Source organism: Shewanella sp. LZH-2, assembly GCF_016859145.1.
GTDB lineage: Bacteria > Pseudomonadota > Gammaproteobacteria > Enterobacterales > Shewanellaceae > Shewanella > Shewanella xiamenensis.
Genome location: NZ_CP069350.1, coordinates 874,607 through 894,099 on the forward strand (window position 1 = coordinate 874,607; position 19,493 = coordinate 894,099).

Below are 19,493 nucleotides of genomic sequence, written 5' to 3' on the forward strand. Positions count from 1 at the left end.
CATTATGGCTGAAGTATCAGTTGAGTATCGTGAAACCGCCGAGCGGATTTCTTACAATGTTGCCAATAAAGTGTTACCTATGGCGAAATTGCCCGAGAGCCTATTAGCGGCCTATCAAGGTTTATGTGCCGAGCTGTTAGAAGACAGAGAAACTAAATTTAGCCAAGCGTGGGATGCGTTACCCGCCAGTGCGCGTAATTTAATGCCACAGGCTGAATTCCATGGTTTTTATATCGCTAATGCTTGGTTGCAACTCAGCCGTGTTGCACAGGAGATTTCTGAGCAGGCGGATACGGATGAAGCGATTAACGAGAAGGAATACAACGGGATATTTACCCGTTTGGCCGATGAGTCGCTCAAAGAAAGCCTGCGTAAGTTGAAAAAGGCCCGCACCGATCGTTCTATGCTCAATAGCTTTAAACAGGTGATGGCGCCTTAAGCTGTGAGTTTTACCCAATAAAAAGCCCGTCGATTGACGGGCTTTTTATTGGAATAATGTCTGAAATTAGAACGAAGTACGCTTATAACGGCGGTACTCTGGCTTCCAGAAATTATCTTCGATAGATTGCATAAGCAGCTCATCACTCGCAGGTAAGGATAACCCTTGCTCAATCGCCACTTTACCGACGGCGAACGCAATATGCTTACTCACTGAGTGAATATCTTCCAGTTTTGGCAGTAGTGGCCCTGAGCCATTAATGGCTAACGGTGAGCATTCGGCGAGCGCGCGGCTCGATGCCATTAACATCGCATCGGAGACATGGCGGGCACCCGAGGCGAGTACACCTAAACCAATGCCTGGGAAGATAAAGCTGTTGTTACATTGCGCGATTTCATAGGTCTCGCCATCAACAACCACAGGTTCGAACGGGCTACCCGTTGCCACTAAGGCTTGGCCAGACGTCCAGTGCAGAATGTCTTTTGGCGTCGCTTCAACACGGCTGGTGGGGTTTGATAGTGGGAAGATAATTGGACGTTCGCAGTGGCTATGCATTGCACGAACAATTTCTTCGGTAAACAGACCCGGTGCGCCCGATACGCCAATCAGTACCGTTGGCTTAGCGTTATTGACCACATCGAGCAGTGAAATATTGTCGCTGAAGTTATTCCAGTTGCTGATATCGGCACATTTTTGAGCCAATTTTTGTTGGAATGGCAACAGGTTCGGCATGTTGTCGAGCAGCAGGCCCCAACGGTCAACCATGCAGACTTGGCTGCGGGCTTGCTCGTCGCTGATACCTTCAGACACCATTTGCGCAACTATGGCTTCGGCAATACCGCAGCCCGCGCTACCCGCACCTAAGAAGGCAACTCGTTGTTTGTTAAGTTCAGTGCCCGCGGCTTTACAGGCGGCGAGTAATGAACCCACAGTCACAGCGGCGGTGCCTTGAATGTCATCGTTAAAGCAGCAGTAGCGATCCTTATAACGCTCAAGGATTGGCATCGCATTCTTTTGGGCAAAATCTTCAAATTGGATTAGGGTATCTGGCCAACGCACATGCACGGCTTGCATAAAGGCTTCGATAAACTCGGCATACTCTTCGCCACCAATACGCGGATGGCGCCAACCCATGTACATCGGATCTTCCAGCAACTGTGGATTATCGGTACCTACGTCTAAGGTAATGGGTAGTGTGTATGCGGGACTGATCCCACCACAGCTGGTATAGAGTGACAATTTACCAATCGGGATCCCCATGCCGCCAATACCTTGGTCGCCTAAGCCTAAGATGCGCTCACCGTCAGTCACAACGATGATTTTTACTTTTTGGCGAGTCGAGTTATTGAGGATGTCGTCAATTCTGTCTTTGTTTGGGTAGGAGATGAACAGACCACGGTTACGGCGATAGTTTTTCGAGAAGCGCTCACAGGCCAAACCTACCGTTGGGGTGTAGATAATTGGCATCATTTCGCTGATATGATTTTGCACTAAACGATAAAACAGGGTTTCGTTGGTGTCTTGAATGTTGCGCAGATAAATGTGCTTATCGAGATCGTTATTGAAACTTCTGAACTGATCGTAGGCGCGCGATGCTTGTTCTTCAATAGTTTCAATGGCATAGGGTACTAAGCCTTCGAGGTTAAAGAAAATACGCTCTTCTTCAGAAAATGCACTGCCCTTGTTAATCAATGGCGCTTCAAGAATGGCAGGTCCTGCAAACGGAAGATAGAGGGGGCGTTTATTATCGTCCATGGGTAACCTTTGAGTTATTGTTTAAGTGGTTCGGTACGTGCTTGAGACGTGCTATAGGTCACGTAAGGTTATCACGAAATGTGATCTTTGTTGCCTGTGTCGTGCGCTATTTGTGGCTTTTTTTGCAGCACAGGTAATTCTTACTGTTTAAAACAGAGTTCTGTTAATTGATTGTAAATACATCTGCCAAGCGAAAGCTTGTTTAACGGCGAGATAAAAACAAAAACGCAGCCAAGGCTGCGTTTGTTATTTTTAGCGGAAGAAACATTAGACTCCGCGGTATTTTAGCGATAAGCCACGGATAAAGTTGCGCAGGATCTGATCGCCACAGGCTTTGAAGTTTTTATGGTCCGGGTTGCGGAACAGGGCACTTAATTCAGATTTAGACATTTGCACTTCGGCGAGCGCTAGGGTGGCCACAATATCTTCCTCACGCATTTCGAGGGCAACACGTAATTTTTTGAAGATTAAGTTATTGTTTAATTTTGATACTGGTTTAGGAATTTCAGCACCTTCACGTAGACCACGCTTTTCGATGATTAGACCATCTAAAAACTGACATAGGGTGGTATCGTTACAGGCTTTATAACCTTCTTCCTCTTCTTTGCGCAGTAAGTTAATCATCTCTTCGGTGGAGACTTCTCTACCCACTTTGGCAAAAATCTTAATCATTTTGGCGTTGCTAAAATCGAATACGAAGCGCAAACGGCGCAAAATATCATTGTTTATCATGGTCATCTCTAGGCGCGGCTGCGCAGTCTGGTTTAAGAGCAGATAGTATATACCCAAACAACCTGAAGATGCAGGATTCAGCGGTATTTGTGGTGTTAATCATTAATATCACGCTAGTGTTGAACACCTGCTAGGCCTTTACCCAGTACCAGTAAATAAAAAGTACGGCAAAAATAAGTAAATAACTTAAGCCTATCCAAGAGAGGCATTTCATCTTTGTACCGTAGCGGTCTGCTTCTGGGAGTTGGCTGCTGGTCATTAAGCGATAATTTAACCATGCAAAGACGACAGTGGTCATAAAGGCCAAGATCATCACAAACTCCAGTAATGGCAGCAGTGCGCCCTTAAAAAACAGGATTAACAACAATCCTAACGCACTGACACCGAGCATAATGCCTGTCAGACGTTTATCCGCTTGTACTTCTGACACTACTGACTTGGAGAGTAGTTGCCAGCCCATGTTTAGGGTCCGGCTATAGCCATCGATGACGGTGACAGTGGTGCTGAAAATACATAAAAACGCCACTATGCCAATCAAATATCTGCTTTCACCGCCCATGACTTGGCTATATAAGTTGATTAACTGATTTGCAAATTGGGCACCCGATTCAGAAAAATGTTCGCCGCTGCCATGCATTACCAGGGCGCCCAAGGCCAGAAAGACCACTGCCAGCAGGGCGGTGACGATATAGCCTAAGTTAAAATCGAGCAGAGCTTGGTATGGTGTTACCGATGAAGTCTTTTGTTTTTCCAGCAACCACAATGAATTCCATGCGCTGACTTCAATCGGTGCAGGCATCCAGCCCATCATGGCGACTAAAAATCCTACATGGGCCCACTGCCAAGGAGAGGGGGATATAAACTGGCTTGCTAGCGGTTTCATATGATCTAATGCCAAGGCGACGGCGATTAATGTGGTGAGTGTCAGGGCAAACATGATGATCTTAGTTAGCCTGTCCAACAATGAATAGTGACCTAAAATCAATAACAACAGTGAGCTTATTAGCACCAACAGCGCCAACACATCAATAGGTAAGGGGATAAACTGGGTGAGCATGGCGGCAGTTAACATGCAAACTCCCGCGGTACTGGCGATGGAGGCTATCACATTGAGGCCTGTGAATAGCCATAGATAACCCCGACCTTGCTTAAGATATCCATGCAGCAAACTTTCGCCCGTGGCGGCGGTGTAACGCGCACCTGCGGCAAAGAAGGGGTATTTCAGCAAATTTACGCCAAGAATGACCCAAGCCAATTGCCAACCAAATTCTGCGCCGGCGCGAGTGGATGATACTAAATGTGAAGCCCCAATCGCGGCGGCGGCCATCAACACTCCCGGTCCCATGGCTTTTATGCCAAGGGCGAGCTGTGCAGTCCAATTGATGGAGAGTGGTTTAACTTCAGAGTTGTCCATGGCGTGGTGCGTACTTCCTTATCGGTGAAAATATATCTGTTTGATATTAATGCATACATTCTAAATTTGGATCGAATTAACTGTTAAGCATCGTGTTTGGATGCGAGTAAGCCTTCGATACGTTTTAAACTGGCGGTTATTTCGACAAGCTGGCCGAGTAGCGCATTATCGTTTGTAGCGGGTAATGCTTCAGATTGTGGATGCTTGTCACTCAAGCGCTCCTTCTGCTCCAAAATCTGTGCTCTAAAACTAGGGGCATCGACTATGCCCACTAGACTAATTAAGGCACCCGTTCCCGATTGTCCAGCAGTTTCGACTGTGAGTTTATGTAATCCCATTAGGCGCATTATGGGACCTTGGATTAAGGCGATATCGGTGATTTTATCTAAGGGAACGGTATTTTCGGTGCGGGTTAATATGCCTCTACGCACAATAAGTTTTTTGCTGGTGAGACGCGCGCTCATATTGTTGATATAGCGACGCGTCCCCCATAAGCCAAGAGGAAACCAAAGCAATAACAAAGGTATACCTACAATGCTTAGGGTGAAGTAAGCGGCCCCTGCGAGTAACCAATACATGCCTAAGTTGGCTTCAAATTCAGCTTCATGAATCGTTTGTTCTTGCATTTTCGTCCCTATTTTATGCAGTGAGTTGTTAACTATCTTGAGATGTTTGTGCTGAAAAATACATGGTTTTTATTAGTAACAAAAGTTTAACTTTTTTCAGTGGGCCATTGACTTTGTTTCACAACACATTACCTTGAATATTGTTAATAAAAAGTTGAATTAAAGTAAAATAATTCCAACAATACTAAAGTTAGGGAATGCAAATGAAAAGACCTCAGATTCTACCCAATGCTTGTGCTATCGCGATCGCAATGGCGTTTGCCCCGAATGTTAGCTATGCAGCTGAAAATGGTGCTGATAAAGTTGAACGTATTGAAGTGACGGGTTCTCGTATTAAGCGTACCGATATCGAGGGACCATCACCCATTCAATCCATCGGCAAAGAAGATATTGCTAACATGGGGTTTGACAACCTGCAGCAGTTACTCGAGCGGATGCCTGCGAACGGTGCAGGTGCTTTCTCTACGCGTGGTAACAGCCAAGACTCGACCGCAAACGGCGGAGCCTCGATCAGTTTACGTGGCTTAGGCCCTGACGCCACTCTGGTATTGATCAACGGTCGTCGTGTCGCGGCAAGTGCTTTTGCTGAAGGTATCACTAACTCCTTCGTCGACATTAACAACATTCCGGTTTCAGCGATTGAGCGAATAGATATTCTGAAAGATGGTGCGTCGGCGATTTACGGTTCCGATGCGATTGCGGGCGTAGTCAACATTGTCTTGAAAAAAGACATCGAAGGGATTGAGGTTAACTTAGGTTACGGCGACACCCCTGGTACGGGTTACGATGAAACCACGGCGAGTGTTGTGTGGGGAACCAAATCCGAAAAGGGCAGTGCATCTATTATCCTTGATTACTTTAAAAACGAAACGCTGTCAGCGACCGATTTAGGCCGTTTTGGCACTGCGGATCAAAGTCCTTACGGTGGTGAGGATTTTCGTTCTTCCCGTGGTTTCCCCGGTTATTTTTATGTTGATGGCGTGAAGACTATCGACCCATCCTGTCCGCCCGATCGCGCAACAGCTAGTGGCAGTTGTCTATTCGACTACGGCCCTTACAACCTAGTGATCCCTGAAGCTGAACGTATCGGGGCTATTGGTCAATTCGATTACCATTTCAATGACGATTTGACTGCTTTCCTCGAGTTAGCGGCGCAACATAACTCCTCTATTGCGGGTGGTGCGCCCACACCTCTGGATGAAGATGCGGCCTTAACTGTACCGGGTACCCACCCTAATAATCCTTGGGGCAAAGATATTGAAATCGGTCGTTTCCGTACTGTGGATGCGGGCGCACGCCGTTGGGATATTGAGTCTGATACCCTGCGTTTAGTTGCTGGATTACGTGGCACTATCAAAACTTGGGATTGGGAAGCCTCGGTACAACGCGGTCGCAGTGAATCGATGCAAACCGGCGATCGTAGCCAAGGTTGGGTCAGAACCGATTATCTACAAGCTGAGATCGATGCTGGCCGCTACAATCCTTTTGGTGGCACGATGAACTTGCAGGATGTGATCGATGCCATCACGACTAGCCTTGTCCGCCAAGGTTTGTCGAGCATGACTTCATATGCGGCGAACATTTCGGGTCAAGCGTTCACGCTGGCGGACCGCGATATTATGATGGCAGCGGGTGTAGAATACCGTGAAGAAAGCGTGAGCGACGTGCCGGATGAACAGTTCCAACGTGGGCTGATTTTCGGTACCGAAGCGGTTTCTGCGGCGGCCTCTCGTGACCAATACGCGGGTTATGTGGAGTTCTCAATTCCAGTGACAGATAACTTTGAGTTGCAACTTGCTGGTCGTTATGATCACTACAGCGATTTTGGTTCAACCACTAACCCTAAAGTGGCGTTCCAATGGGGGATTACCGATGAGCTGACGAGCCGTGGATCTTGGTCAACGGGTTTCCGTGCACCTTCATTAGCACAAATCGGTTTAGGCCCATCTCGCGAAAGTAGCTTCTTTATCGATACTTATCGCTGCGCCGCCGATGGTGTGGATTGTGAAGCGCTCGACTATAACACTGAATTCCAAGGTAACTCTGAATTAGATGCCGAAGAGTCAGAAACATGGAACCTTGGACTTATCTGGGCGCCAAGCCAGAAGTTTGATATCGGTTTCGATGTTTACAGCATCACTCAAGATAACAAGATCGATAAGCAGCCATTGGGCGATATCTACACCGCAAACTGTAACGATCAAAACAGCACTGTGTGTGAGCGTTTAGCACCGCAAGCGGGTCAAACCTTAGGTCCTATCAGCATTATTCACTCAAGCTTTATCAACTTAAGCTCGCAGGATGTGCAGGGTGTTGACCTGTCAACCCACTATGGCCTTGAGTTAGATAACTTTGGTGATTTGAAGTTTGGCTTAGAGTACAGCTACTTACATAACTTCGAAAAAGACGGTCTCGATTACACTGGCGAGTACAAGTTCCCACAACATCGTTGGTTGCTCACCACGAACTGGACCATGGATAACTTCGCCGCCAACGTAAACCTGAGTTATATCGGTGAGTTTGAAGATACTCCAGATATCGACTTTGACGGTGTGTTAGACTTCGAAACCAACAAGTCTCGTATGGTGGATGCACAGTTATTAGTTGATATGTCAGGTAGTTACCGTTTCAACGAGATGTTTAAGCTGACATTAGGCGTGAACAACGTGTTCGATGAAGAGCCACCATTTGCGATTGGTGATGGCGATACCGACCTCTATGGATATGTGATCTCTGTACACAACCCAATGGGACGTTATATCTACACCAAACTGACAATGAACTTCTAATGAGTCATTGGCTGAGTCATTGGAAACGGCGCTTCGGCGCCGTTTTTGTATGTTACTCTGCCGCGACACAGTGTATCTTCGTTCTCGTTAATCAGTCATCACTAAAAGGACGTTAATATGATCACCTTATATGGCATGCCCCGCAGCCGTGCATTACGAGTATCTTGGGTGCTAGAAGAGTTAGGCGCCGAGTGGGCCTTTTCGTTTGTGGATATGAATAAGGGCGAGCACCGTAGCGCCGCTTTCTTAGCGCTCAATCCCTGTGGCAAAGTGCCTGTGTTAACCGATGATAATCTTGTGTTGTCTGAGTCTGCTGCTATTTGCCTGTATCTGGCGGAGAAATTTGGCAAGTTGTTACCTGAAGCGGGCAGTGCGGCATCGGGCCTTTATCATCAATGGGTGAGCTTTATTATTACCGAGGTTGAGCAGCCTCTATGGACCCTAGGCAAGCATAAATTCGCGCTGCCGGAAGCGCAGCGTCATCCTTCTATCATGCCTTGCGCTGTGTGGGAGTTTGATAAGGCGGCCTTGGCTGAAGCTATGCTGCCCGATAGTGACTTTTTACTCGGTGACACCTTATCGGTTGCCGATATTCTGCTGGCGCATACACTGATGTGGGGCACTTTATTTGAGCAGCAGATCCCGCCTAAATTGGCGGCGTATCGCGATAGAATTGCAGCGCGTCCTTCGCGTAAATCGGCGTTGGCCAAAATGGATGCTGTCGCTGCTGCGGCGCAGGCTTAATCTGATTTAGGCATTAAAAACAAAAGGGCAGAAGATTTTCTTCTGCCCTTTTGATTAAGTCGTTTAGCGTTTATAGCTGAGTCGCCGCCCATTTCGCACGGCTTTCACGGCTTTCACTTAATCCATTTTGCTCACGGAATGCCTTGTAGGCTTCGACATCGAGATTGACTAAGCTAACATCCACTTCAAGCACGAGTTTGCATTCTTTTTTAATGCGCCATGCAGCGGTGTTGTACAGCTCAGTTAACGGCAGCGAGCTTAAAAACTCAGGGTTATATTGGGTGTAAACGGCTTGGGTTGGATACACCACGAAGGCTAGGTGACGTTTAGGCTCTTTCTTAAATAAGGCTTCGATGCCGTCAGTGGTATTGAGCACTTGCATCTCGATAATATCGTCGAGATCTAACAGCTTTTTCTGTGCCAGTTCAGGGGCCTGTGTTTCAGCATTTTCCCACGCTAATACATCGGCTTCGCTGTGATTGGTCAGTTGTCCTACTTGAGCCGCACTGAGGCTGAGTGATTGGCGTAAGTAGCTCATTTCGATGGCGTTCAAGCCAATATTTTTAGACATAATGCGGTTCTCAAGTTGATAAAAATAAAATCTCGGTAAAATCAGTATTTGTTTTTGAGCCAAATATCTTCTACCCATTCCCAGAAGGATTCCCAATAGGTATCGGTAAAGTCACCATTTTGCCAGAAGTGAACTTGGCCATCCTGATCGATACAGTAAAAGTCATCGCCCAATTGGCAGATGGCAATCAAGTCCCTCGGCAAGCCGATTGACCAAGCATAGCAGGTGACTTCGGGTAAATAGGTGTGCGAATAGGGATCGGCTGCGGTCACAGGCTCAATCGCGCCATAAATCACATCACTGGCATGGAGTAGGTATTCCTTTAATTCCCGTGGCAGCGGGATCAAAATCTGTTCCTCAACCTCCACTAACTGCTCGAATGTGGGTAACTCGAGTGGCACAGGCACGGTTTCGCTGCGTTCTTGGAGTTGCTCAATTATGTCGTGCATGGAATTTCCTTAAGGGTCGCCTTATGGCGCGGGATTATATAGGGAAACAAGGTTGGATGCGAGGGAAGGGCTGTGAGCGATAGTGGGCATAGATCGATTGTTAGCGAGATGACGCTTTGGGTTGAGTCTGGGGTTACGCCATAAAAAAGCGCTGGCATCTGTTTTCACAAATAGCCAGAGCAACAGTGGAAGTGGTACAGCGTTAAACGGTAAAGCGATTAAACAAACGGGTGATTAAGCAACTGAGTTAGTCAGCAGCAGTCCTTCATCGACGCGTTTGTAGTTAAGCCAAGCTTTGTGATACAGCTTATGGGACTCTTGGCGCAGCTTAGCGATTTGTGCCGTTTCAAACTCACTTAATGCACGTTGCTGTTTTATCGCATTCGCTTCAATCTGCTGAACCTGTTCATAAACTTTGTGTTCTGGGCCGCTTTTTATGTCGGCAATATCCTTAAGGTGCAATTGGACCTCGGCAATCATGCCGCTTTCGGGCAAACGCACCAGTAAGTTAAGGTCACGATAACCTGAGGCTTTAGGCTCGGCGAAACGGTTTTTCTGTTTTACGACCTGAGCTTGCTCGCTTAAGGCGTAATAGCTTTGCATCAGCTCAGAGATGCTGTTACTGACAATGCTGGCGCGGGCAAGGTCGGTGATCTGGCTGGCATCCCCCTTAAATTTACTGGCGACTTTCTCGGCGGCGCGTTGATAGCTTTTTACGTCGGGCAAAATCACCTGCGCCTGTGTATCCGCAGTGACTCGTTGCAATAAGTTACCTAGCTCATTTTGGGCAATAGGGGCATTTGAATACAGTTTATCTAAACAGCTTAAAGATTGGCGTGGTGTGTCGAAGGTTTGGGTATTTAGTGCATATAGCCCTTGCAGATCATGGCTTTGAGCTTGCCTTGCGCTATAGCTGCTACGTTCGGCTCTGCTGTCATTGATATCTAGAGGATTGGCTACACCAGTGCGGGTCGATAATAAGAGTAGAAAGATAAAAAAGGTACGAAACAACTTATTCATAACGGCCTACTTCCTTATGGGAGTGATACACATCACAGGGATACCATAGGCTGACGTGGCTTAATTAAAGCTGAATCAATGATGAAGACTTGTTCATGTTTGGCTTAGGTTCACATTTTTCGCACCTAAAAAAATGGCACCGCTATTGTGAGCGGCGCCATTGCGCTTTCATGATTATGTCGCGTTAACTACAATCTTGAATTAATTTGGCATTACCAAATTTTTACGCGTTTCTCTGGCGCGATATACATTGCATCACCTGGTTTCACATCATAGGTGGTGTAAAACTCTGGCATGTTAGACAGTGCACCCAGTGCGCGGAATTCCGCTGGTGAGTGTGGATCTGTCGCTACGCGGTTACGCAGGGCTTCTTCTTTGGCTTTTGCACGCCAAATTTGGGTGAAGCCGATGAAGAAACGTTGGTCGCCAGTCAGACCATCGATAACTGGGGCTTCTTTACCATTGAGTGACTTTTTGTACGCGCGGTAAGCAATAGTCACGCCTGATAAGTCACCAATGTTTTCGCCTAAGGTCAGGCTGCCGTTCACGTGCAGATCGTCAAACACATAGTAACCATCGTATTGTGCGATCAGGGCTTTACCACGGGCAGAGAATTCTTCTAAGTCTTTCGCTGTCCACCAGTCACGCATATTACCATCGCCATCGAACTTAGCACCTTGGTCATCGAAACCATGGCCCATTTCGTGACCAATTACTGCACCGATACCACCGTAGTTCACGGCGTCATCAGCTGCCATATTAAAGAATGGTGGCTGCAGAATCGCGGCAGGGAACACGATTTCGTTCATGGTTGGGTTGTAGTAGGCGTTAACCGTTTGTGGGGTCATGTGCCATTCGTCTTTATCGATTGGTGCACCTAACTTAGCTAGCGACTTAGCGTGCTCAACTTCGCTTGCGCGAACCGCGTTACCCATCAAATCATCGGCTTTGATGGTCAGCTTGCTGTAATCTTCCCACTTGTTTGGATAACCAATTTTCGGGTTGAATTTCGCTAATTTTTCGGCCGCAGCTTGTTTAGTCGTATCGCTCATCCAAGTCAGATCTTTGATGCTGTCGCCGTAGGCACCGCGTAGGTTTTCAACCAGTGCTTGCATACGCTCTTTAGCTTCAGGTGCGAAGTGACGCTTCACGTAGACTTTACCAACCACTTCACCTAATACGCCGTTAACTGCGGCAACACCGCGCTTCCAACGTGGCTCTTGTTCTTCTTGACCGTTAAGGATTTTAGAGAAGAAGGCAAAGTTTTCGTTGTCGAAGTCTTCGCTCAAGTTGCTCGCCGCGTGGGTCAGCACTTGCCATTGCATGTAGGTTTTCCAAGTTGCTAGATCGGTCGTTTTGAGGACTTCGTTCAGGCCTTGGATATAGCTTGGTTGGTTAACGATAATATCGGTTTGTTTGTCAGCACCTAATGCCGCTAAGTAGCCGGTCCAGTCGATATCTGGCGCTAAGCTTGGCAGATCTTTAACTTGATAAAGGTTATAGGATTTAGTGCTATCGCGGGTTTCAACCACATCCCAATGTTTAGCGGCAATGGCGGTTTCAAGTGCGAGGATAGATTCTGCACTGGCTTTTGGATTGGCAAGGCCAGCTAGCGTGAACATTTTTTCGATATGAGCAAGGTAAGCTTTACGAATATTAACGAAACGCTCTGACTCGTTAAAGTAGTAGTCTTTTTCTGGCAGGCTTAGGCCGTATTGATACAGGTGAGTCGCGTAACGGCTAGAGTTTTTCGCATCGATATCGATGTAGAACGCCATTGGTGTACCTGCGCCCATGATCTGGCTATGGGCGAAGTATTTAACCAGTTCGTTTTTATCTTTTAAGGCGTTGATGGCATCAAACTCGCCTTTGAGTGGCGTTACACCTAGTTTGTTTAATGTGGCAGTGTCCATAAATGAACGATAAAGATCGGCCACTTTTTGCTCGTCAGTGCCTTCGGCTAGGTTTGGCGTAGCTGCGACTTCTTCGATAATCGCTTTGACATCGTCACGGGATTTTTCACGCAGATCGTAGAAGGCTCCAATGCTGGTGCGATCGGCTGGAATTTCAGATTTTTTTAGCCAAGTACCGTTAACATATTTATAGAAATCGTCCTGTGGACGTACTGATTTATCAAAGTTTTCAAATTCGATACCAGAACCCAATGCTTTAGTAACAGCGGCAGCTGTAGCGGTTTTAGCGGTTTCGGGCGCGCTAACTTGTGCTTGTTTGTCATTACAGGCAGTAAGGCCCGCGATAAGTGAGGCACACAGTCCCCCAATGAGTACTTTTCTCATGTCGTTTCCTTCGAGTTTGTTATTGTGCCCATATCAGGGGCTATTTGGGTTCTAAATGGGATTGCTTCAGGCGCAATGTAACGTATGTTAATGCTATAGTGGGAATCGAAACAAGGTGATTACACTTTTAAAGATGGATTTATTATCTGGCAGTTGTAACTAAAAATTACCATAACTTTAATTGACCTAAAAAGCAGCAAACATACCGTATGCAAGCATTACCGAGTTAGTAGGTACTTATTTTATTTACGCCGACGCACTGATGTCGTTTTAGTTTAGGCTTTGTCCTTTTATTGATTGGGCTCATAATACGTCAGTTTTCATTTATTGAAGTTGAGTTATCAAGTGCGTTTAGACAAATTTATCTGTGAAAGTACCTCACTTACACGTTCCCTAGCTAAAAAAGCCTTACACCGTGGTGAGATTACCTGTGACGGCGTTGTGGTCAAAGACTCAGGCTTTAAAGTGCTTGAGGGGATGCAAGTATGCCTCGAAGGTGAGCCTATCTCCCTCCTCGGTGAGCGTTACCTGATGCTCAATAAACCTGTGGATACGATTTGCTCGACCATAGATGAAGTCTACCCTTCGGTATTGAGCCTGCTGGATATTGAAAAGCCCGAAACCTTACATATTGCTGGTCGTTTAGATGCCGATACTACTGGCCTAGTGTTGATCACGAGTGATGGTCAATGGTCGCATCGGATCACCTCGCCGAAAAAAGACTGTGGCAAGCGTTATTTAGTGACGTTAGCCGAGCCTGTGGATGAGAGTCTGATTGGCGTCTTTGCCGCTGGAGTGGAGCTGAGAAACGAAGACGGCCTGACAAAACCCGCAGTGCTTGAAATCATCGAGCCGCAGCGGGTGCGTTTAACCATTACCGAAGGCAAGTATCACCAAGTGAAGCGGATGTTTGCCGCCGTAGGCAATCATGTGGTTGGCTTACACCGTGAAAGCATTGGCAAAATTGAATTAGACGCAGAACTTGCCCTCGGCGAGTGGCGTTATCTGACGAGTGAAGAAATCGCCTCGATTTAACACCGTTTGGCTAAAAAAATGCCGCTCCTGATGAGCGGCATTTTTATTGCTATTTTTATCGCTAATTCGCGTTTTCTGATAAGACTATTGTTTTTTCAGGATCAGATTACCGCTAATGGTATCCATCTTCACACTGGCGCTACCAGAGCCCGTTTGGAAGCTTAAGGATTCATTCGGCACGTATTTTTGTCTTTGTGGCACATCTTGGCTCAAGCCATTTTTGATTTTGCCGCCTGGGCCGCCATTGAGCTCGAAATTGGCATCGGGTGTATCAGCAAATGTCACAATAATATCGCCACTAACGCTCTCTAGATTGGCTTTATTAAAGGCTTTGGCTAGCGACACTTGGGTGTCGCCGCTAACGGTACGTACATTAACTTCTTTAACGGTTTTAAAGTCGCCATTAATTTCGCCTGAAACCTGCTCGACGTTGACTTTGTCGGCTAAGGTTTGGCTGCTGAGATCGCCACTGACTAAGCGGTATTTAATTTCGCCTTTGCTTTCAGAATCTTTAATCTCGCCAGAAACTGTATCTAACATCACTTTACCTGTTAATCCTTTGGTGGTGATATCGCCTGAGACAGTGTGTAGCGTCGGATTACCCCCCAAATTATCGGCGCTGATATTGCCACTAACGGTATTGAGTTCAAGCTCGCCTTGAGTCTGGCTGATTTGTAGATTAGCTGAAATCGTATCGGCATTGAGCTTAACGGTTTTAGGTACTTTAATGGTGAGCTTTGAGCCATTGTTGTCACTGCCGTTATAGTGGCGTGGCATTTTATCTTCGATATTCAGATTGTTACCTTTCTGCTCAAAGACAAAACCTTCGCTTAGCTCATCCAAAGTGCCGGTCACGCTGACTTCATTTTTATCCCAGCTTTGAATTTGCACGTCGCCCCGTTGGATTTTTATTTGCAGCAGAGTATCGCTGCTAATGGGTAACTGTTTATCCACACTTTCAGCGGCGAACACGCTGCCCATAAGACCAAGGTAAAGTGTTGACACTAATAGACTGGTTTTCGTGAGGGTAAAATGGCTCATATGCTATTTCCTTGTGTTGAGTTTTGAATCGGAAGTTTTTGGCCTTGTTGTAGCAAATCGAGTTCACGTTGTTGCACCCAAAGCCAGAGTTGCCAAAGTTGTTTGTCGGTTGGATTAGCCTGTAATGCTTGATAAATCTGTTCGCCGGCACGACGTAATTCCGCTAAGCCTTGCTCTAACGGAGCGCTAAAGCGGCTCGTTTGCCAAGCGACTACCGTTGGGGTCTGTTCGAGGCTCGTCACCTGGGCTTGATGTGTCTGGGCTATTTGGCTTAGCAGAGCTTGCAGCACTTGCTCATCATCCGCAGCTTGGCTGGCGATTTGTTCTGAGAGCGAGGTTTTTACCGGAGCTTGAGTGTAGAACCCGAAGAACACCGCCAGCACTATAGTTGTGGCAATCGCCCATTGCGTGCCTTGCAGTCGTGGCGTTTGGCGACTCGCCGTTTGAGCGGCCAATGGCTTATCCATACGTTTTTCGATGCCTTGCCAAAGATCCCGTTCGGGCGTTAATGTTTTGGGAGCATTATCAATCAATTGCTGGAGCTTGGCCTCGCGAGCATTATTAGATAAGGACATTACAGCATCTCCTGTAGTAACTGCTTGGCTCTGTGGTACTGGGTCTTACTGGTTCCCACGGCAATACCAAGTAATTGTGCAATTTCTTCATGTTGATAGCCTTCAATCGCGCAGAGTACAAACACGATACGCGCCCGCTCTGGCAGTTTTAGGATCAACTTGTCTAACCCTTGATAATGTTCATCGGCGCTTGAATGTTCATCGTCACTCTCCATTGGGATAAAACGTGCCCAAAACGACTTTTGCTTACGGATAAAGCTCAGTGCCTGATTCACGCAAATGCTGTGTAACCAAGTGGAGAACTGACTCTCTCCCCTAAATTGCGGCAATTTCTGCCACACCAAAATAAAGCACTCTTGGGTGATTTCTTCTGCCTGCGAGGCTTGGCCAGATAATCGTAGTGATAGGGCATATATCCTTGGATGATGGTGTAAATACAGCTGCTTAAATGCGGCTCTATTACCTTGGCTAGCCAAGGTGATGAGGTCAAATTCTGACATTGCATTGTTGAGTGGGAGTCTCCCTGCCGTCACAGCCTTTTCCTGTCATCTGAGTGAATGTTTATAGATTGGACGCTCTGAAAAGCACAAAAGGTTTGTATCTGATAAAAATAAATTTTTTATCAGTTCATTTAGCATCACTTGTTCGAGTTTTATAGTAAAATTAGTGGCAAAAATTTAGAGTTAAGTTTATGAACTTACAGGTTTTATACCAGTTGGTATTCTGAATCATAACTCTATGAAAGTAAAATCACAGATTATACTTGCATAGTTGCCACTATACTTGGCTGTCAATGTAAATCGAAAAATGGAGAAAGTTCCGAAGCGGATTAAACAATAAATGAAAGATGAACTTTTTATGTCAAGGCTATATTTACTGTAAAAGACGTGACTCCCAACTATCTTTTTAAGAGATGTTATTTATTAGGGGCTTTTTATGTTAATCCGCTCGAAATTGTTACTCAGTGCTGCCGTATCTGTAACGGCTTTGATAGCCATGTTTGGATTGCAGCTTTATACAAATTCAGTTGAGTCGGAACTCTCCCACGCGGCGCAAAACGTGCTCGAACTTGAGCGTGATGTGTTGTTACTGCGTAAAAATGAAAAGGACTTTTTTGGCCGTAAAGATATTCAATATGTTGAAAAACATAAACAAGTTCATGCCTCAATTGATGAAATGATTCCTAAGCTTGAAAAAATCTTTAAAAAATACGATGTACCTATTACTTCCCTCGAAAGTTTTGACCGCAATTTAAATCAATATCAACAGGCCTTTAATGAGGTTGTTCAACTGCAACAAGAAATTGGCTTAACACCCAAAACAGGTCTCTATGGCACCTTAAGAACTGCGGTGCATAATGTGGAATCCATGCTGAAGGAATACGATCAACTTTCTTTGCAAGTTGCCATGTTGCAGCTTAGACGCAATGAAAAAGATTTTATGTTGCGCCGCGAAATGAGCTATGTCGAGACCTTCGATGCCAATATTGCTTTGTTTAATAGCAGCTTAAGGGCATCAAGTTTAGATATTGATGCGCAAAATAAAATTGTTGCATTGATCGAACAATATCAAAAAGACTTTAAAAGCCTCGTTAGTAAAGAGCAGCAACTGGGTTTAGATGAAAAACAGGGCACGATGGCACAGTTAATCGCCGCGAATAAATTAACAGAATCTAGCGCCGATGAGCTGCATAAACTTGCTCTTAAATCTATCGAAGATACAGAAAAGAGCAGCAGGAATATTGGAATCGCTGTCTTTCTGATGATTGCATTAATCCTCGGCATAATTACTTACTTAATAATCCGTAGCATTATTAATCCCGTTGCGCGCATTACACAGGTTATTTCACGCATCGAAGTGAGTAAAAACTTAACCCTAAGATGCGATGCATCAACGCAAGATGAGTTAGGCGAAATTGCACAGCATTTCAATAGCATGGTGGGCAGTTTCCAGCAGCTTATCGAGCAGGTTATTGACTCTGTCTCTACTATTAACACCTCAAGTAAGAGTGTCTCAGAGAATGCCATGCTTGCTTCTGAAGGTGTTGCGCAGCAACTTAACGAAACCGATATGGTGGCTACCGCGATTACCGAAATGGGCGCCACCATTGATGAAATCGCTAAAACGACCGAGCTTGCGGCACTCAAAGCGAGTAAAACCCATGATAACGCTCAGTTGGGGCAAACTGAGGTAGAGCAGACGATTCTTAAAATTAGACAGTTATCTGAGCAAATTAATACGAGTGCTTCAGTAGTGGACGAGCTTGAGCGCGATAGCGAAACCATTGGCAGTGTGCTTGATGTGATCCGCGGCATTGCTGAGCAAACCAACTTACTCGCATTGAATGCTGCGATTGAAGCGGCGCGTGCTGGAGAGCAGGGGCGTGGATTTGCTGTTGTGGCTGATGAGGTGCGTAGTCTAGCGATGCGAACTCAGACATCGACACAGGAGATTGCTAATATTATTCAAACCTTGCAAAGCCGAACCCGTTCTATTGTGCAATTAATGGATGCGAGCCAAAAACAAGGTGCAGAGAGTGCTGAGCAGGCCGCAGCAGCGGGGGAATTACTAAAGCTTATCAATAATGACGTTCGAAACATTATGGATATGAGTACGCAGATTGCTGCTGCAATTGAAGAGCAAAGTATGGTGGCTGCTGAAGTGAATAAGAATGTTGTGGTTATCCGCGATATCGCGGAGCAATCTTCCCATGCCGCCGATGCTAATGCTTCGGCATCGGACGAGTTAAGAACCCGAGCCGAGTATTTGGTGAGTGCTGTGAGCCATTTTAAGATCTAAACGATTATGCTTGAGACGCACCTTGGGGGGCGTTTCTATAGCATTTTGAGGCGCGGTTTGTGGATGGATAAGGCAGAAGTCGATTCAATCCTAAAATGTAAACTAAGACCAAAGCTAAAACGCGCAAACAAAAAACGCACCTTGAGGTGCGTTTTTTTATACAAGTGCCGTAAGATTAGTGGCTGAACATTGCAGAGATAGACTCTTCGTTGCTTACACGGCGAATGGCTTCCGCCAATACCGCCGACATCGTCAGTTGAGTCACTTTCGCCACTTTCAGCATTTCAGGGCTTAAAGGTACGGTATCTGTGACGATCACTTCATCGATCACTGAGTTGGTGATATTTTCAGCCGCTTTGCCAGAGAACACTGGGTGAGTTGCGTAAGCAAATACGCGGTTTGCACCATGTTCTTTCAAGGCTTCAGCCGCTTTACACAGAGTGCCGCCTGTGTCGATCATATCGTCAACGATAATGCAGTCACGGCCTTGAACATCGCCAATAATGTGCATCACTTGTGCAACGTTTGCCTGTGGACGACGTTTATCGATAATGGCCAAATCAGAATCGTCTAACAGTTTTGCCACTGCGCGAGCACGAACCACGCCACCGATGTCAGGAGAGACAACCACAGGGTTATCTAACTTCTTCGCAACCATGTCTTCTAATAGCACTGGGCTACCAAATACGTTATCAACAGGAACGTCGAAGAAGCCTTGGATCTGCTCAGCGTGTAAATCACAGGTTAAAACGCGGTCAACACCGACGCTAGACAGGAAGTCAGCAACCACTTTTGCCGTAATAGGTACACGTGCGCTGCGGACGCGACGGTCTTGACGAGCATAACCAAAGTAAGGAATAACAGCAGTGATACGACCAGCAGATGCACGGCGTAGCGCATCAACCATCACGATCAGTTCCATGAGGTTATCGTTAGTCGGCGCGCAGGTGGATTGGATGATAAACACATCGGCACCACGTACATTTTCGTTGATTTGGACACTGATTTCACCATCGCTGAAACGACCAACCACTGCGTCTCCGAGTTTACAAAATAGACGATCGGCTATCTTCTTAGCGAGACTGGGGGTGGCATTCCCAGCAAAGAGCTTGATGTCGGGCACTGTATGAACCTCAGGCGTTTGCTTTATATTTTAGTGGCTAGAGCAACGACGATGCGGGGACGGGAGCGGACCCGTGGGCGATCG

The 19,493-nt window shown here is 46.3% G+C and carries 17 protein-coding genes; 5 read left to right on the forward strand and 12 right to left on the reverse strand.

Going from position 1 to position 19,493, the window contains the following annotated elements; genetic code table 11:
• The first annotated feature begins 4 nt into the window (after positions 1 to 4).
• Entirely contained in the window at positions 5 to 439 is a 435-nt protein-coding gene (locus JM642_RS04030; protein ID WP_037422197.1) for a DUF3069 domain-containing protein, read from the forward strand.
• 66 nt (positions 440 to 505) lie between these two features.
• Here the strand turns inward: JM642_RS04030 and JM642_RS04035 are convergent, their stop codons facing one another.
• From JM642_RS04035 to JM642_RS04050, 4 genes are all read right to left on the reverse strand, one after another.
• Complete coding sequence (locus tag JM642_RS04035) at positions 506 to 2,194, reverse strand: NAD-dependent malic enzyme (RefSeq protein WP_023268525.1); 1,689 nt, start codon at positions 2,192 to 2,194, stop codon at positions 506 to 508.
• 267 nt (positions 2,195 to 2,461) lie between these two features.
• Positions 2,462 to 2,926, reverse strand: a complete 465-nt coding sequence (locus JM642_RS04040) for a DUF1456 family protein (RefSeq protein WP_037422212.1) — start codon at positions 2,924 to 2,926, stop codon at positions 2,462 to 2,464.
• 130 nt (positions 2,927 to 3,056) lie between these two features.
• Positions 3,057 to 4,340: an Nramp family divalent metal transporter gene (locus JM642_RS04045; RefSeq protein ID WP_203432898.1), complete on the reverse strand. Its 1,284-nt coding sequence runs from the start codon at positions 4,338 to 4,340 to the stop codon at positions 3,057 to 3,059.
• 83 nt (positions 4,341 to 4,423) lie between these two features.
• On the reverse strand, positions 4,424 to 4,966 hold the full coding sequence (locus JM642_RS04050; RefSeq protein ID WP_047539409.1) for a PH domain-containing protein: 543 nt from the start codon (positions 4,964 to 4,966) through the stop codon (positions 4,424 to 4,426).
• Positions 4,967 to 5,169: 203 nt separating this feature from the next.
• On the opposite strand from JM642_RS04050, the gene JM642_RS04055 reads away from it, so the two are divergent.
• On the forward strand, positions 5,170 to 7,755 hold the full coding sequence (locus tag JM642_RS04055) for a TonB-dependent receptor (protein WP_203432899.1): 2,586 nt from the start codon (positions 5,170 to 5,172) through the stop codon (positions 7,753 to 7,755).
• Between the two features lie 117 nt (positions 7,756 to 7,872).
• Positions 7,873 to 8,499 carry a glutathione S-transferase family protein gene (locus JM642_RS04060; RefSeq protein WP_203432900.1) on the forward strand — a complete coding sequence of 209 codons (627 nt, stop codon included), beginning with the start codon at positions 7,873 to 7,875 and terminating at the stop codon, positions 8,497 to 8,499.
• A 70-nt stretch (positions 8,500 to 8,569) separates the two neighbouring features.
• On the opposite strand, the gene JM642_RS04065 is transcribed toward JM642_RS04060, so the two are convergent.
• From JM642_RS04065 to JM642_RS04080, 4 genes are all read right to left on the reverse strand, one after another.
• Positions 8,570 to 9,070, reverse strand: a complete 501-nt coding sequence (locus tag JM642_RS04065) for a DUF4447 family protein (protein WP_011623924.1) — start codon at positions 9,068 to 9,070, stop codon at positions 8,570 to 8,572.
• A 41-nt stretch (positions 9,071 to 9,111) separates the two neighbouring features.
• On the reverse strand, positions 9,112 to 9,519 hold the full coding sequence (locus JM642_RS04070) for an SMI1/KNR4 family protein (RefSeq protein ID WP_011623923.1): 408 nt from the start codon (positions 9,517 to 9,519) through the stop codon (positions 9,112 to 9,114).
• Positions 9,520 to 9,753: 234 nt separating this feature from the next.
• Positions 9,754 to 10,539: a RelA/SpoT domain-containing protein gene (locus tag JM642_RS04075; RefSeq protein ID WP_037422229.1), complete on the reverse strand. Its 786-nt coding sequence runs from the start codon at positions 10,537 to 10,539 to the stop codon at positions 9,754 to 9,756.
• A 212-nt stretch (positions 10,540 to 10,751) separates the two neighbouring features.
• Positions 10,752 to 12,836, reverse strand: coding sequence for a M13-type metalloendopeptidase (locus JM642_RS04080; RefSeq protein ID WP_203432901.1), 2,085 nt, complete (start codon positions 12,834 to 12,836; stop codon positions 10,752 to 10,754).
• Positions 12,837 to 13,181: 345 nt separating this feature from the next.
• On the opposite strand from JM642_RS04080, the gene rsuA reads away from it, so the two are divergent.
• Complete coding sequence (rsuA, locus tag JM642_RS04085; RefSeq protein WP_239000486.1) at positions 13,182 to 13,871, forward strand: 16S rRNA pseudouridine(516) synthase RsuA; 690 nt, start codon at positions 13,182 to 13,184, stop codon at positions 13,869 to 13,871.
• Positions 13,872 to 13,955: 84 nt separating this feature from the next.
• On the opposite strand, the gene JM642_RS04090 is transcribed toward rsuA, so the two are convergent.
• Genes JM642_RS04090 through JM642_RS04100 form a run of 3 tightly spaced genes read right to left on the reverse strand, consistent with a single transcriptional unit; the run spans position 13,956 to position 16,020 of the window.
• Complete coding sequence (locus tag JM642_RS04090; protein ID WP_203432905.1) at positions 13,956 to 14,912, reverse strand: DUF4097 family beta strand repeat-containing protein; 957 nt, start codon at positions 14,910 to 14,912, stop codon at positions 13,956 to 13,958.
• The gene (locus tag JM642_RS04095) at positions 14,909 to 15,487 is read right to left on the reverse strand and encodes an anti-sigma factor (RefSeq protein ID WP_203432907.1); all 579 of its coding nucleotides are present in this window, start codon (positions 15,485 to 15,487) and stop codon (positions 14,909 to 14,911) included. The genes JM642_RS04090 and JM642_RS04095 overlap by 4 nt, the downstream gene beginning before the upstream one ends.
• On the reverse strand, positions 15,487 to 16,020 hold the full coding sequence (locus JM642_RS04100) for an RNA polymerase sigma factor (RefSeq protein WP_037422238.1): 534 nt from the start codon (positions 16,018 to 16,020) through the stop codon (positions 15,487 to 15,489). Before JM642_RS04100 ends, JM642_RS04095 begins: the two co-directional genes overlap by 1 nt.
• 403 nt (positions 16,021 to 16,423) lie before the next feature.
• On the opposite strand from JM642_RS04100, the gene JM642_RS04105 reads away from it, so the two are divergent.
• Positions 16,424 to 18,286, forward strand: a complete 1,863-nt coding sequence (locus JM642_RS04105; protein ID WP_203432909.1) for a methyl-accepting chemotaxis protein — start codon at positions 16,424 to 16,426, stop codon at positions 18,284 to 18,286.
• Between the two features lie 175 nt (positions 18,287 to 18,461).
• Here the strand turns inward: JM642_RS04105 and JM642_RS04110 are convergent, their stop codons facing one another.
• Entirely contained in the window at positions 18,462 to 19,409 is a 948-nt protein-coding gene (locus JM642_RS04110) for a ribose-phosphate pyrophosphokinase (protein ID WP_037422243.1), read from the reverse strand.
• Positions 19,410 to 19,493: the final 84 nt, after the last annotated feature.